The organism is Microbulbifer sp. JSM ZJ756 (assembly GCF_044383805.1).
GTDB classification, from domain to species: Bacteria; Pseudomonadota; Gammaproteobacteria; order Pseudomonadales; family Cellvibrionaceae; genus Microbulbifer; species Microbulbifer zhoushanensis.
The window spans coordinates 279,793-294,025 of the sequence record NZ_JBISER010000003.1; the positions used below are offsets into that span (position 1 = coordinate 279,793).

11 protein-coding genes are annotated in these 14,233 nt (G+C 65.0%); 8 read left to right on the forward strand and 3 right to left on the reverse strand.

Annotated elements, in window-relative coordinates; all coding sequences use genetic code 11:
* Positions 1-104: 104 nt before the first annotated feature.
* The 6 genes from pdhA to ACH6CX_RS07500 all read left to right on the forward strand — a co-directional run bounded on the left by pdhA (position 105) and on the right by ACH6CX_RS07500 (position 8,026).
* Positions 105-1,214 carry a pyruvate dehydrogenase (acetyl-transferring) E1 component subunit alpha gene (gene pdhA, locus ACH6CX_RS07475; protein WP_232940300.1) on the forward strand — a complete coding sequence of 370 codons (1,110 nt, stop codon included), beginning with the start codon at positions 105-107 and terminating at the stop codon, positions 1,212-1,214.
* Positions 1,214-2,197: an alpha-ketoacid dehydrogenase subunit beta gene (locus ACH6CX_RS07480; RefSeq protein ID WP_237062256.1), complete on the forward strand. Its 984-nt coding sequence runs from the start codon at positions 1,214-1,216 to the stop codon at positions 2,195-2,197. The genes pdhA and ACH6CX_RS07480 overlap by 1 nt, the downstream gene beginning before the upstream one ends.
* Entirely contained in the window at positions 2,194-3,375 is a 1,182-nt protein-coding gene (locus ACH6CX_RS07485; RefSeq protein WP_237062254.1) for a dihydrolipoamide acetyltransferase family protein, read from the forward strand. Before ACH6CX_RS07480 ends, ACH6CX_RS07485 begins: the two co-directional genes overlap by 4 nt.
* Before the next feature lie 108 nt (positions 3,376-3,483).
* Complete coding sequence (locus tag ACH6CX_RS07490; protein ID WP_237062252.1) at positions 3,484-4,254, forward strand: DeoR/GlpR family DNA-binding transcription regulator; 771 nt, start codon at positions 3,484-3,486, stop codon at positions 4,252-4,254.
* Positions 4,255-4,325: 71 nt separating this feature from the next.
* A complete protein-coding gene (glmS, locus tag ACH6CX_RS07495; protein WP_237062250.1) occupies positions 4,326-6,155 on the forward strand; it encodes a glutamine--fructose-6-phosphate transaminase (isomerizing) in 1,830 nt (609 codons plus the stop codon).
* 248 nt (positions 6,156-6,403) lie between these two features.
* Complete coding sequence (locus ACH6CX_RS07500) at positions 6,404-8,026, forward strand: Na+/H+ antiporter (protein WP_396675250.1); 1,623 nt, start codon at positions 6,404-6,406, stop codon at positions 8,024-8,026.
* 384 nt (positions 8,027-8,410) lie between these two features.
* Here ACH6CX_RS07500 and ACH6CX_RS07505 read toward each other — a convergent pair whose 3' ends face one another.
* The 3 genes from ACH6CX_RS07505 to ACH6CX_RS07515 are packed head-to-tail and all read right to left on the reverse strand — an operon-like array spanning position 8,411 to position 12,582.
* Positions 8,411-10,276, reverse strand: a complete 1,866-nt coding sequence (locus ACH6CX_RS07505; protein WP_232940291.1) for a monovalent cation:proton antiporter-2 (CPA2) family protein — start codon at positions 10,274-10,276, stop codon at positions 8,411-8,413.
* Positions 10,277-10,312: 36 nt separating this feature from the next.
* Positions 10,313-11,656 (reverse strand): sodium:proton antiporter, encoded by a 1,344-nt coding sequence (locus ACH6CX_RS07510; RefSeq protein ID WP_232940290.1) that lies wholly within the window; start codon positions 11,654-11,656, stop codon positions 10,313-10,315.
* 47 nt (positions 11,657-11,703) lie between these two features.
* Positions 11,704-12,582: a pirin family protein gene (locus ACH6CX_RS07515; protein WP_232940289.1), complete on the reverse strand. Its 879-nt coding sequence runs from the start codon at positions 12,580-12,582 to the stop codon at positions 11,704-11,706.
* Between the two features lie 218 nt (positions 12,583-12,800).
* On the opposite strand from ACH6CX_RS07515, the gene ACH6CX_RS07520 reads away from it, so the two are divergent.
* Positions 12,801-13,688 carry a LysR family transcriptional regulator gene (locus tag ACH6CX_RS07520; RefSeq protein ID WP_232940288.1) on the forward strand — a complete coding sequence of 296 codons (888 nt, stop codon included), beginning with the start codon at positions 12,801-12,803 and terminating at the stop codon, positions 13,686-13,688.
* Positions 13,689-13,817: 129 nt separating this feature from the next.
* Entirely contained in the window at positions 13,818-14,219 is a 402-nt protein-coding gene (locus ACH6CX_RS07525; RefSeq protein WP_232940286.1) for a DoxX family protein, read from the forward strand.
* Positions 14,220-14,233 lie beyond the last annotated feature (14 nt).

The following is a 14,233-nucleotide window of genomic DNA, read 5'->3' on the forward strand; positions in this document are numbered from 1 at the left end:
ATGGCCGCAGCGGCTGAAAAACCGGCGGCTATCCCCTCCCCGCCTGCCGGCATCCACCGGCTGATCCATTACACTTGCGCATCGGGAATAAAGGGAATTACCCGATGCACAAACCCCGCTTGCACCTGATAGCCTCGTTCGATATTGCCCACCTGCAGTATCTCGACGAGGAGGGACGCGCGACCCAGGCACTGCCCGACTTCGCTACCCCGGATACGCTGCTCGCGCTTTACCGCCAGATGGCGCTGGCACGGCTGGTGGATGATCGTGCCGTGAAGCTGCAGCGCACCGGCCAGCTGGGCACCTACCCCTCCAGCCTGGGCCAGGAGGCCATCGGCGTCGGCACCGGCAGCGCCCTGCGCCAGGACGACATCTACTGCCCCTACTACCGGGAAACCGGCGCCCTGCTGGAGCGCGGCGTCACTATTGCCGAGATCCTGGCGATCTGGGGCGGCGATGAGCGCGGCCAGGATTTTGCCCATGCCCGGGAGGATTTCCCCCTGTGCGTGCCTATCGCCACGCAGCTACTGCACGCCGCCGGGGTGGCGTTCGCACTCGCCTACCAGCAGCGCGAGATGGGGGCAAAACCCAGGGTGGCGGTATCCAGCGCCGGTGACGGGGCCACCTCCAAGGGGGATTTCTACGAGGCAATCAACCTGGCCGGGGTATGGAAACTGCCGGTGGTGTTCGTGATCAACAACAACCAGTGGGCCATCTCGGTCTCCCGCCGGGCCCAGACGGCGGCCTGCACCATTGCCCAGAAGGCGGTGGCCGCCGGCATCAACTGCCTGCAGGTGGACGGCAACGACGTGATTGCCGTGCGCGCCGCGGTGGCCGATGCGATCGAGCGCGCGCGCAAGGGGGCTGGGCCGATGCTGATCGAGGCAGTAAGCTACCGCCTCAGCGACCACACCACCGCCGATGATGCCTCGCGCTATTGCCCGGCGGAGGAGCTGGAGCAGGCGCGTGCTCGCGAACCACTGCAGCGGCTGCGGCGTTACCTGGAGCACGCGGGCCTCTGGGATGACGGGCGCGAGGAGGAGCTGCAGCGTGAACTGGCGGAAATCCTCGAGCGGGAACTGCGGGAATACCGGCAGCGGGAACCGGATGCTCCTACCGCCATGTTCGACCATCTATACGCCGGGTTGCCCGAGGCGCTGCTGGAGCAGTGCGCCGAGGTCGGGACCGCGCGGCCGGCGGGGGACGAAACCTGATGGCCGCCATCACCCTGGTCGAGGCGGTGACACTCGCCCTGGCCCACGAACTGCGCCAGGACAAGCGGGTGGTGGTGTTCGGCCAGGATGTGGGCGTCAACGGCGGTGTCTTCCGCGCCACCGACGGGCTGCAGGCCGAATTTGGCACTGACCGGGTACTGGATACACCGCTGGCAGAGAATATGATTGCCGGCATCGCCATCGGCATGGCGGCCCAGGGCTTGCGGCCGGTGGCGGAATTCCAGTTTATGGGCTTTATCTATCCCGGGTTCGACCAGGTACTCAACCATGCCGCCCGGTTGCGCAACCGCACCCGTGGCCGCCTGTCCTGCCCCATAGTCTATCGCGCCCCCTACGGCGGCGGGATTCACGCCCCGGAGCATCACTCCGAGAGTACCGAGGCACTCTTCGCCCATATTCCCGGACTCCGGGTGGTGGTGCCGTCTTCACCTGCACGCGCCTACGGCCTGCTGCTGGCCGCCATCCGCGACCCGGACCCGGTGGTATTTCTCGAGCCCAAACGGATCTATCGCGCCGCCCGCCAGGAAGTGCCGGATGATGGCGAGGCGTTGCCGCTGGATCATTGTTTCCGCCTGCGCGAGGGGTCCGATATCACCCTGGTGGCCTGGGGTGCCGCACTGAAGGAGACCCTCGCGGCGGCCGAGGCGCTCGCCAGTGAGGGTGTGGAGGCAGAGGTGATCGACCCGGCCACCCTCAAGCCCCTGGATATCCACACCATCATCGACTCACTGGAGAAGACCCGCCGTTGCGTTGTTATCCATGAGGCGGCACGGTTTGGAGGCCTGGGAGCGGAGATCATTGCCCAGGTCAATGAGTACGCCTTCGACCTGCTCGACGCGCCGGTTTGCCGGGTTACCGGTTATGACACGGTGATGCCCTACTATCGGCTGGAGAATCACTACCTGCCCGACGTCAACCGAATCCTGGCCGGTGTCCGCCGCACCCTGGAGTACCCGGCATGAAGGTGTTCAAGCTGCCGGACCTGGGGGAGGGATTGCCGGATGCGGTGATCCGCGAATGGCATGTGGCCGAGGGGGATTCCATCGGCGCCCACGACAGCCTGGTCACCGTCGAGACGGCCAAGGCCCTGGTGGAGGTGCCCGCCCCCCGCGGCGGTATCGTGGAAAAACTCTACGCCGCGGAGGGTGACACGGTCGAGGTGGGGGAGCCGCTGGTGGGCTTTGCCGACAGCAGGGCTGGTGCCACCCGGGAAAGCGATGAGAAGACCGCAGCGCAGGCTGAGGAGACTGCGGCGGCCGATGCCGGCACCGTGGTTGGCCGTATCCAGGGCGGCAGCGAGATGCTGGGCAGTGAACAGGCGCCGGGAGAGCGGGAGGCACGCCGGGCGACCCCGGGTGTGCGTGCCCTGGCGCGTCGGCTGGGGGTCGACCTGGAGCGGCACCAACCGCGGGATGCACGGTTTACCGAGGCCGAAGTGCGCCGGCTGGCCGGGGATCGCGAGAAAGGACCTGCCGCCACGGCGGCACAGCGGGAAACAGGCGAGCGCAAACAGGGCGTGGCTGGCCCGGCGGATTCCCCGGCGCGGCGGGCAATGGCACTGGCCATGAGCCGGTCCAGGGACCAGGTGGCACCGATGACCCTGTGCGACGAGGTGGATATCTCCACCTGGTGGGGCGAACAGAACGCCACGGTACGACTGGTCCGCGCGATACAGCAGGCGTGTGTGGAAGAGCCGCACCTCAATGCGCTCTACGAGGACGGGCAGCTGCAGCCATCAGCGGCGATCAATATCGGCCTGGCGGTGGACTCTCCCCGCGGCCTGTTCGTGCCGGTGCTGCGGGACGTGGCGAACTGCAGCGATGCTGACCTGCAGCAGCAGATAGGTGAGTACAAGGACCAGGCCCGCGAAACCGGTATCGCCCGCGAGGACCTGCAGGGGGGAACCATCCTGCTGTCGAACTTCGGTGCCCTGGGCGGGCGCTATGCCACCCCGGTAGTGATGCCACCCACTGTGGCGATTGTCGGGGCCGGCCGAACTTACCAGGGAGTAGTGGCTGTGGATGGAAAGCCCGCGGCCCGTCCGCTCCTGCCCCTGTCGGTCAGTGCCGATCACCGGGCAGTGACCGGCGGCGAGCTGGCGCGTTTTTTACAGGCCCTGGTGAACGCCCTGTCCAGCTAGCTTCGCAGGCTCTATTGCTCCGCCTTCTTCCAGTGATGTGAAAATTTTCCTTGGGAACTTTCCTTTCGATTTGCTATCTTTAAGTTTCGAAACGAAACTTGATACATCATGTCAAAGCGCAACACCCAGCAACGCCGGCACCAGATCATGGCCCTCCTGAACGAAGCGGGAGAGGCCAGCGTGGAACAGCTTGCACGGAAATTCGAAACTTCCGAGGTTACGATTCGCAAGGACCTCACCACCATGGAGGGCCACGGCCTGTTGCTGCGCCGCCATGGCGGCGCCATCCCGGTGCCACGGGAGCTGGTGGTGGAAGAGGCGCCCTCCGAGGTCAAGCGGGCCATCGGCCGCGCCGCGGCCGGATTGATACCGGATCACCACCGCATCGTGATCGATTACGGCCGCACTACCGCGGCGATGATTCCCGAGCTCGACCACCGGCGCGGCCTGGTAGTCATGACCAACTCCCTGCATGTGGCCAACGCGCTGCGGGAGCTGGAGAACGAGCCCACCCTGCTGATGACCGGGGGGACCTGGGACCCGCATTTCGAGGCGTTCCAGGGGCGCGTGGCGGAACAGGTCCTGCGCGGCTACGACTTCGACCAGGCCTTTATCGGCGCCGACGGCATTGATCTGGAGCGTGGTACCTGCACATTCAATGAGCAGATCGGCCTCTCCCGGGTAATGGCGGAGGTGGCCCGCGAGGTGGTGGTCCTGGCCGAGTCCAGCAAGGTGGGGCGACGGATTCCCAACCAGGAACTGCCCTGGGACCAGGTGAATACCCTGGTGACTGATGCCGGACTGGGTGATGGGGCGCGTGCCGCGCTGGAACGGCTCGGGGTGCGGGTGGTGTGTGCCGAAGTGGGCACTCACGCCTGAGGTAAAAAGAACTTGTGGCCGGTTTACCCAGGGTAAACCGGCCGGTAAAGAATCGAAACTGAGGTTTTACTATGTGTGGCATTGTCGGCGCGCTGGCCCAGCGCAATGTGAACGAAATCCTGCTGGAGGGACTGCGGCGGCTGGAGTACCGGGGCTACGACTCCGCCGGTGTCTGCCTGGTGGATGGCGGGCAGCAACTGCAGCTGCGCAAGAGCGAGGGCAAGGTTGCGGAACTCGAGGCGCGGCTGGCGGCACAGCCAGCGACGGGTCGGCTGGGCATTGCCCACACCCGCTGGGCCACCCACGGCGTGCCCTCGGACCTCAATTCCCATCCCCACGTGTCCGGTGATATCGCCCTGGTCCACAACGGCATCATCGAGAACTACCGCGACCTGCGGGCCCGCCTGCAGGGCCTGGGCTATGAGTTTGCCTCCGATACCGATACCGAGGTGGTGGTGCACCTGGTTCACTCCCTTGCCAGCGAGGGCCTGGGCCTGCTGGAGGCTGTGACCGCCGCCACCCGTGAGCTCGAGGGTGCCTATGCCCTGGGGGTTATCAGTGCCCGGGAACCACAGACCCTGGTCTGCGCGCGCGCCGGCAGTCCCCTGGTGATCGGTGTGGGCATCGAGGAAAACTTTATTGCCTCCGATCCCATGGCCCTGCGCCAGGTCACCGACCGCTTCGTATTCCTGGAGGAAGGCGATGTGGCCCAGGTGACACTCGATGGTATTGCCATTTTCGATCGCGCCGGCCAGGAAGTGAGCCGCCCGGTGCAGAAACTCGACGGTGGCCACGATGTGGCGGACAAGGGGCGCTATCGCCACTTTATGCAGAAGGAAATCTTCGAGCAGCCGGAAGTGGTCCGCGCTACCCTCGCCGGCCGCATCGGCAGCGAGTCGGTGCTGGCCGAGGCACTGGGGACCCGCGCCAACGAAATCCTGCCGGAAGTAAAGCAGGTGCAGATTGTCGCCTGCGGCACCAGTTACCACGCCGGGCTGGTGGCGCGCTACTGGCTGGAAGACTGGGCCGGTATTCCCTGTTCGGTAGAGGTGGCCAGTGAAATCCGTTATCGCAAGACGGCGGTGCGCCCGGGCACCCTGTTCGTCACCATCTCCCAGTCCGGCGAGACCGCCGATACCCTGGCAGCACTGCGCCAGGCGAAGGAGCTGGGTTACCTGGCCTCGATGACCATCTGCAATGTGCCCAACAGTTCGCTGGTACGGGAATCGGAGCTGTCGCTGATGACCGAGGCAGGGCCGGAGATCGGCGTGGCCTCTACCAAGGCGTTCACCACCCAGCTGGTGGCCCTGCAGCTGTTCTGTATCGCGCTGGCCAAGGTCAACGGCCTGTCTGCCGGGCGCGAGGCCGAACTGGTGCAGGCCCTGCACCAGCTGCCGGGCCTGATGGAGGAATTCACCGGCCTCGACAAGCTGGTGCAGGCCACCAGCGAGGCCTTCGCGGAAAAACACCACACCCTGTTCCTGGGCCGCGGGGTCGAATACCCGATCGCCCTCGAGGGCGCGCTGAAGCTCAAGGAAATTTCCTATATCCACGCCGAGGCCTACCCCGCCGGTGAGCTGAAGCACGGGCCGCTGGCGCTGGTGGATGGCGACATGCCGGTAGTGGTGGTGGCACCCAACGACGAGCTGCTGGAAAAACTCAAGTCCAACCTGCAGGAAGTGCGCGCCCGCGGCGGCGAGCTTTTTGTGTTTGCCAGCCCCAATGCGGGCTTTACCAGCGAACCGGGTGTCACTGTGGTGGAAGTACCCGATGCCCCGGACAGCCTGGCGCCGATCCTGTACACGGTGCCATTGCAGTTGCTCTCCTACCACGTGGCCCTGCTCAAGGGCACCGATGTGGACCAGCCGCGCAACCTGGCCAAGTCTGTGACGGTGGAGTAACCGGCCGCCCGATAATATTGTCCCCGGGACCTGCATGGCGGGTTCCGGGGGCAGTGGCGATCCCGTCGAGCCCCCGCCCTTCCCGCCGCCCTTCTATACTTTCACCTCTCCGGTAACTTGTGGCGCCGTCGCCGGTCTGCAGTGCATTGACGCCGGCTTATGTGCCCGTGCGGGGCGTTCTGCCCGGCGTCCGGGCCCGGCGAAAACAGGCTATCACCACTTCCCCTGCAGGTCCCAAGACCAACCGTATGCATTACGTTGTCCTGTCCCTGGTGTTGCTGGCTGCCGTGGCGCTGAGCGGAATCATCGTCCGCCTGAGCCCCGTGCGCGTGCCGCTGCCGCTGGTACAGATTGCCATCGGTGTGCTGCTTGCCGGTGTCGCCGGCGTGCGGATTCCCCTGGACCCGGAAATCTTCTTCCTCCTGTTTATCCCCCCGCTACTGTTCCTGGACGGCTGGCGCATCCCCAAGGGTACCTTCTTCGGTGAACTGCGGCCGATACTGACGCTTGCAGTGGGGCTGGTGCTGTTCACAGTGGTGGGCGTAGGCCTGTTTATCCACTGGTTGATTCCGTCAATACCCCTGGCGGTGGCTTTTGCCGTAGCCGCCATTCTCGCGCCCACCGACGCGGTGGCGCTGGTCGCGGTACGGGGAAGTACCCCCCTGCCGCCGCGCCTGAGGCATATCCTCGAAGGTGAGGCTTTACTCAATGACGCCTCCGGACTGGATGTTTTCCGCTTTGCCGTGGCGGCGGTGGTCACCGGCAGTTTTTCGTTGACCGGGACCGCGGTGGGCTTTATTGGCATGGTGGTGGCCGGTGTCGCCACGGGTGCCGGAATTGCATTCGCCTGTGGCTATGCACTGCGCTGGCTGGGCCGCCTGGGTGGCGAGGATACCGGCGTGCAGATCCTGGTGAGCCTGCTCGTGCCTTTTGCCGCCTACCTGGCATCGGAACAACTGGGCGGTTCAGGGATCCTGGCTGCGGCGAGCGCCGGTATCGCGACCCATTACGTGAGCCTGTACGGCCCGGAGCTGGCCGCCACGCGTATGGCGCGCGGCGCGGTGTGGGATACGCTGCAGGCCATACTCAACGGGATAATCTTTATCCTGCTGGGTGAACAGCTGGTGCGAGTGGTGACCGATGACCTGGACGGGGCACGCCACAGTGCCATCGTCGATAACTGGGTCCTACTGGGCTATGTCGCGGCAATCGCCACCATGCTTCTGCTATTGCGTTTCACCTGGGTCTGGGCCTCTATCTACCTGTCGCGCATTCACCGCGAGATCCGTAATGCGCGCGAGCGCCTGTTACTGGTAGCGATTACCGCGGTTGCGGGTGTACGTGGTGCTGTGACGCTGGCGGGGGTGTTGTCGCTGCCACTGCTGTTGCCGGACGGCTCTACATTCCCGGGCAGGCACCTGGCGATTGTGCTGGCCATGGGAGTGATCCTGCTTTCCCTGCTGCTGGCAAGTGTCGCCCTGCCCCCACTGGTACGGCGGTTACCGCGGGTGCGCGAGCAGCCGACGACTGGCGATGAGCGAATGGCGCGCGTGGCAGCGACCCGGGCGGCCATTGCCAGCCTGGAATCAGTGCGCGCATCCCTGGGTGCAGACGGGGAAGCCACCGCCCTGCAAGCAGTGGACAGGTTGCTCGAACACTACCGGCGCCGGTTGCAAGGGGGAGGCTGGGCCGGAAACAGGCGGGACCGTGCACTGGCCAATCACAAGCGCGAGTACCACCTGGCAGCACTGTCGGCGGAACGGGAACAGCTGTATCGCCTGCGCATTGAAGGAAAGATCGACGATGATCTCCATCGCCAGCTGGTACTGGAAGTGGACCTGCTGGAGGCGAGCCTCACCATCAGCAAGTAACAACACCTGCCACCCCGGCAATGTGTAGCCGGGCGAAGTCAGCTGAGGATGTCGCCGGTGGGTCCCGACTGTGACTTCCGACTGGCGTCGACCCATGTGTTCGGGATCCGGCGTTACAACCCCGGTGCGGTGCTCAAGCCACACCGGGACCGCGGCAGGACCCATGTGGCCAGTGTGATCATCAATGTCGACCAGGAGGTGGACCAGCCGTGGCCACTACTGATCGAGGACCACAATTGCCGCAGGTACCACCTGCTGCTGGCACTTGGGGAGATACTGTTCTACGAGGGGGCGCGACTGTCCCGCGGGGCGCCCCCTGCCGCTCGAGAGAGAGATTCAGCAATATCTTTGTGCACTACCGCCTGCGTGGCGGCAACGGAGGGATCACATACCGGCCTTCGGCTTGGAAGCAGTTTCGTCGCGGTCCCAGTGGTGGTCCAGGTGCAGGTCGCGGTCGCGGCGGTCCTCGCGCAGGGCCTGCAGCAGCTGTTCGCGGTAGATTTTGGTCTGCGCAATATGCTGCGATTCGTCGCGCCAGTAGGGGAACAGCGACTCCAGCATACGCTGGTCGTGCTGCTTGAACTTGCGTGCCGCGCGCCGTGCCTGCAGCGGGCTCAGGCCCAGCAACTCCAGGGCTTTTTCGCCAATCGACAGGGCCGAGTCCACGGTTTCGCGGAAAATATACTTAACCCCGGCTTCCATCAGTGCATAGTGATGCATGCGGTTGCGCGCCCGCGCCAGGATGGTCAGGTGCGGGAAATGCTTCTGCAGCTGGGTGACGATCTCCAGTGACGCGGCCTGGTCGCTGAGCGTCAGGATCACTACCCGCGCGTTTTTGGCGCCGGCCGCACGCAGCAGGTCCTCGCGCGAGGCATCGCCGTAATAGGCCTTGATGCCATAGCGGCGCACCATGTCCAGTTGCGCGGCATTGCGCTCCAGCAGCGTGGTTTCAAAACCGCAGGCATTCAGTAGTCGCCCGGCGATCTGGCCGAAGCGGCCATAGCCGACGATGATCACCGGGGAGCCCTCATCCTGTGGGGCCGCCTCTTCCGACTCGCGCCCACTGTCGCTGCCCCCGCTGTAGCGTGGCTGTATCCACTTTTCATAAATCAGCAGCAGCACCGGCGTCATAGCCATGGACAGGGCGATCAGGGCAATCAGCAGGTTGCCGGTCACACTGTCGAGCACACGGTTCTGGGCCGCGAAGGACACCAGCACAAAGCCGAATTCCCCCGCCTGCGCCAGCGACAGGGCAAACAGCCAGTCCTCGCCGCGGGACATGCCGGTCACCCTGGCCAGCAGAAACAGCACCGCGAACTTGACCGCTACCAGCAGGGCCAGCAGGCCCAGCAGCAGCAGCGGGTACTCCGCCACCAGGTTGAAATTCAGGTTGGCGCCCACGGCGATAAAGAACAGCCCCAGTAACAGGCCCTTGAAGGGCTCGATATCCGCCTCCAGTTCGTGGCGGAACTCACTCTCCGCCAGGATCACCCCGGCCAGGAAAGTGCCCAGTGCCGGTGACAGTTCCAGCCAGCTCATCACCGCCGCCGAGGCCATGACAATCAGCAGCGAGGTAACGGTAAACATTTCCCGCAGCTGGCTGCCGGCGACCAGTCGCAGCAGCGGCCCCAGCACATAGCGGCCCACCAGGCCGAAGGCCACCATGGTGCCGATTACCGCGGCGCCGTAACGCCAGCCCGACAGGCCGTCCTGGTCCGGCTCCGGGGGGCTGCCCGACAGCAGCGGCAGCAGTGCCAGGATCGGGATCACCGCCAGGTCCTGCAGCAGCAGTACCGCGAAGGCGCCGCGCCCACCCTCGGTGCGCAGCAGTTTTTTCTCGGTCAGCGACTGCAGCACGATGGCGGTGGAGGACAGGCCCAGGATCAGGCCGATGGCCAGCGCCGCGCGCCAGCTCTCCTCGTACATCAGCATTGCGATCAGGGCCACCGCCACGGCGGTCAGTGCCAGCTGGGCGCTGCCGGTGCCGAAGATGGCCCCGCGCATCTGCCACAGCTTGCGCGGCTGCAGTTCCAGGCCGATCAGGAATAGCATCAGCGCCACACCGAACTCGGCGATATGCAGCTCCTCGGTGGTATCGCCCACCAGGCCCAGGGCATGGGGACCGATGGCGACACCGGCCAGCAGGTAACCGAGCACCGAGCCCAGCCCCAGCCGCGTGGCCAGCGGCACCGCGACCACTGCAGCTGCCAGGTAGATGACTGCCTGTACGAGAAATCCGCCGTGTTCCATGGAAATGATTCTGTATTGTCGTTATCGGGAGTCGGGTCAGGTATCCGCGGCCGCCATCGCCTCGGGTTCGCGGATACCGCGGCTGCGCCGGATCAGCGGCGCAATGGTGGAACCCTGCACCACAATGGAAAAGACTACCACGCCGTAGGTCATCACCACCCACAGGTGGCGCAGGTCCTCTCCCTGCACCAGCAGGTGGCCGGCGGGGATGGACATCGCCAGGGCCAGCGCCAGCCCGCCGCGCAGGCCGCCCCAGATAAGGATGCGCTCGCTGTACGGGTGGTAGCGGCGGAAGCGTTTCAGCACCGTGAACGGTACAGTGACCGCCGCCACCCGGGCCAGCAGGACGATGACAATCGCCGCCCCCATCAGCATGAATTCGAACGGGCCCAGGTCGATGGTGATCAGGAACAGCCCCACCAGCAGGAACAGAATACCGTTGAGGAACTCCTCGGTGATGTTCCAGAAGTTGTCCAGCTCGTGCTGGCTCACCCGGGAAAACCCGCGCTCGCGGGTGAAGTTGCCGATGATGATACCGCTCACCACCATGGTCAGGGCACCGGAGACGCCGACGATATTGGCGAAGGCAAAGCCGGCGGTGGGGATACACAGGGTCAGCAGCAGTTCCAGGCTGTGGTCATTGGTGGCGCAGATCAGCCAGTGGAACAGCCCGCCAATGAAGAGCCCCATGGCGATCCCGCCAAACGCCTCCATCACGAACAGTTCTGATACGGCGGCAACAGTGGGCTCACCACCCTCGAATGCCACGGCAAAGATCACCGTGAACAGCACGATGCCAAAGCCGTCATTGAACAGCGACTCCCCTTCCACCTGGATGGAGACTTGCTCCGGGGCATGCAGGCTCTTGATGATCGCCAGTACCGCGATGGGATCGGTGGGTGAGATCAGGGCGCCGAACAGCAGGCAGTAGACGAAGGCCACCTGCATACCCAGCATCGGCAACAGCCAGTACAGGAGGCCCGCAACCACAAAAGTGGAGATGAGTGTGCCCACGATTGCCAGCATGGCGATCTCGACGCGCTGGTTGCGCAGCGCCAGCAGGTCGATATGCAGGCTGCCGGCGAACAGCAGGAACCCCAGCACGCCCTTGAGCAGCAGATCTTCCAGGTTCAGCAGGGGCAGCAACTGGTCGGCCCAGTCCCGCAGGTCCAGCACTCCCAGTTTGCCCAGCCCGATCACCGCCAGCGACAGGGCCAGCGCACCGGCAGTGATCGCGATGGTGCTCTGCGCGCGCAGCACATACTGGTTGAGGAACCCCAGGAATACCGACACCGCGGCCAGGAAACAAAAGGTGTAATAGACTTCCATGCCGCCGGGGCTCTCCACTGCCTGCAGGTACTGGTTGCGGGAAAAGGGCATTGCCGCACGCGAGAGCGCGCGGCGGCCGGGCGTTGCCTGGCCGGGAATCAACCAGCCAGGGTGCCGTTATTGTAGTCCCGCAGCGCCTGCTCGATTTCCTCGCGGCTGTTCATCACGAACGGGCCGTAATGCACCACGGGCTCCTCGAGCGGGCGGCCATGCAGGCACAGCAGGCCGGCGCCCTGCCCATCGGCGCGCAATTGTAGCGACTCACCGGCACCGTACAACAACAAGTTGCCGCGACCGACCCGGCCCCGCTCGGTGAGCAGCGCACCCCGGTAGACAAAAACCAGCACGCTGTGGTCCTGTGGCAGCGGCAGGTCGGCCTCCGCATCCGCCGCCAGGCGGGCATCCGCCACGGCAGCGTCGGCGGCGGCCTCGGTCAGCGGCGCCTCCATAGCCTCGCCATTGATGGTCCAGCGGCCGGCGACCAGGCGGATGGAGGAGCCACTGTCGTCCAGTGCCAGTTCCGGCATTTCCGTCGCCTGGATATCGCGCCAGGTGGGCGCACCCATCTTGTCGGCGGCGGCCATGTTGATCCACAGCTGGAAGCCGTGCATGCCGGTGTCGCCACCCTCCGGTTGCGCGGGCATTTCCGAGTGGATGATGCCGCGCCCGGCGCGCATCCACTGGGCGCCGCCGGAGGACACCGCGCCGCGATTGCCCAGGTGGTCCTGGTGCTCGAACTCGCCGTGCAGCATATAGGTGAGGGTCTCGATCCCACGATGCGGGTGGGGCGGGAAACCGGCGATATAGTCGTCCTGGTTCTCCGAGCGTATTTCGTCCAGCATCAGGAATGGGCTGAAATCGGGGCTCTCGAAGCCCGCCACCCGCTGGATTTTCACGCCCGCGCCATCTGCGGATGCCTGGCTGGCAACGCCGCGGACCAGTGGCCGGGCTCCGGGGCGAAGTTCGAATGTGCTCATGGGCACCTCCTGTGGGATCTGGTTGCCAGTGATGATCGTCGCAGTATAAGCCGATGAATTCGGATAAAAATGGCAAATAATCGCGCGTTGTGTTCGAATTATTCGTCAGAAACCCGGGTCCAACAGCGCCGCTACCCGATGGTCGCGAGGCCCCGGGCCCGATCATCAAGTGTGGGCGCGGCGCCGGCTGCCGCGCCCCGGCAAGGAAGAAGTGGCAGATGGCCAAGGTAACCCTCGAACAGTGGCGCATGTTCCAGGCCGTGGTGGAGCACGGCGGTTTTTCCCAGGCGGCCCAGGCCGTCCACAAGAGCCAGTCATCCATCAACCACGCTGTGCACAAACTGCAGGAGAGCCTCGGGGTCGACCTGCTGCAGGTGCGCGGGCGCAAGGCCGAGCTCACCGATGCCGGGCGCATCCTGCTGGCGCGCGCCGGCGGGCTCCTTAACGAGGCCGAGGCGCTGGAGGCAGTGGCCGGCAGCCTGGCCAGCGGCGAGGAAGCCGTGCTGACCCTCGCAGTGGATGTGATCTTTGATTACGACTGCCTGTTCAGCGCCATCGAGCAGGCTGCCAGTCGCTTTCCCCATACCCGCCTGGAGTTGCGCGAGACGGTGTTGTCCGGCGCCGAAGAGCTACTGCTGCAACAGGAGGCGGATTTTATTCTCTCGGGCCGGGTGCCGCAGGGCTTCGTGGGAGAGCCGGTTTCACGGGTGCGGTTTATTCCCGTGGCCCACCCGGACCATCCCCTGCACCACCTGGGCCGGCCGGTGGCGCGCAAGGACCTGAAAGCCTCCCGCCAGGTGGTATTGCGCGACTCCGCCGTGCGCAACCGGCAGGATTCCGGCTGGCTGGGTTCCGACCAGCGCATCACCGTCAGCAACGTGCAGACCTCGATCGAGCTGATCGAGCGGGGCCTGGGTTTTGCCTGGCTGCCGGAAACCCGCCTGCGTGAATCGTTGCTGGCGGACCGGATGCTGCCGCTCACCATGGAGGAGCCCTGGGAGCGCGAGGTCACCGTCTACCTGGTCTACGCCGACAGTGACAAAACCGGCCCGGCGGCGGCGTTCCTGATCCAGGCTCTGCGTAACGGTCTGGCGCCGCTGGACTGATTTCTTAAAATTTCGAACGATTCCCGCGATTTTTTGCGGTTTTCTTCTTGATTCTTGGAACTAGACTGAAGGCAGTAACGGGCAACCTGCAACGCCCGTAATAACTGCCAGGAAAAGAGAGGAAGACCGATGACCAACCCGATTCTCTGTGACAGCGCCAAGCTGGTGGGCCGGGTGCTGATGTCGTGGATGTTTATTGTCGCCGGCTGGAGCAAGATCGGCGGCTATGAAGGGACCCAGGCGTATATGGAGTCCGCCGGTGTGCCCGGAGCACTCCTGCCCCTGGTAATCCTGGCGGAGCTCGGCGGCGGCCTGGCCATCCTGTTCGGCTTCCTGACCCGCTGGGCCGCACTGGGCCTGGCCCTGTTCTGTTTCGCCAGTGCGCTGCTGTTTCACTACGTCCCGGGCGACCAGGCACAGATGATCTCCTTTATGAAGAACATCACCATCGCCGGCGGCTTCATCATCCTGTCCTGCGCCGGTGCCGGGCGCTTCAGCGTGGACCATATATTCAGCCGCACCCGCAGCTGAGCCCGGCGGCTGCC

Bases quoted from the DNA above. Each gene is read 5' to 3' on its own strand.
- ACH6CX_RS07525 (WP_232940286.1), top strand. From the start codon at position 13,818: ATGACCAACCCGATTCTCTGTGACAGCGCCAAGCTGGTGGGCCGGGTG.
- ACH6CX_RS07485 (WP_237062254.1), top strand. From the start codon at position 2,194: ATGAAGGTGTTCAAGCTGCCGGACCTGGGGGAGGGATTGCCGGATGCG.
- ACH6CX_RS07505 (WP_232940291.1), bottom strand. From the start codon at position 10,276: ATGGAACACGGCGGATTTCTCGTACAGGCAGTCATCTACCTGGCAGCT.
- ACH6CX_RS07480 (WP_237062256.1), top strand. From the start codon at position 1,214: ATGGCCGCCATCACCCTGGTCGAGGCGGTGACACTCGCCCTGGCCCAC.
- ACH6CX_RS07490 (WP_237062252.1), top strand. From the start codon at position 3,484: ATGTCAAAGCGCAACACCCAGCAACGCCGGCACCAGATCATGGCCCTC.
- ACH6CX_RS07520 (WP_232940288.1), top strand. From the start codon at position 12,801: ATGGCCAAGGTAACCCTCGAACAGTGGCGCATGTTCCAGGCCGTGGTG.
- ACH6CX_RS07500 (WP_396675250.1), top strand. From the start codon at position 6,404: ATGCATTACGTTGTCCTGTCCCTGGTGTTGCTGGCTGCCGTGGCGCTG.
- pdhA (WP_232940300.1), top strand. From the start codon at position 105: ATGCACAAACCCCGCTTGCACCTGATAGCCTCGTTCGATATTGCCCAC.
- ACH6CX_RS07515 (WP_232940289.1), bottom strand. From the start codon at position 12,582: ATGAGCACATTCGAACTTCGCCCCGGAGCCCGGCCACTGGTCCGCGGC.
- ACH6CX_RS07510 (WP_232940290.1), bottom strand. From the start codon at position 11,656: ATGCCCTTTTCCCGCAACCAGTACCTGCAGGCAGTGGAGAGCCCCGGC.
- glmS (WP_237062250.1), top strand. From the start codon at position 4,326: ATGTGTGGCATTGTCGGCGCGCTGGCCCAGCGCAATGTGAACGAAATC.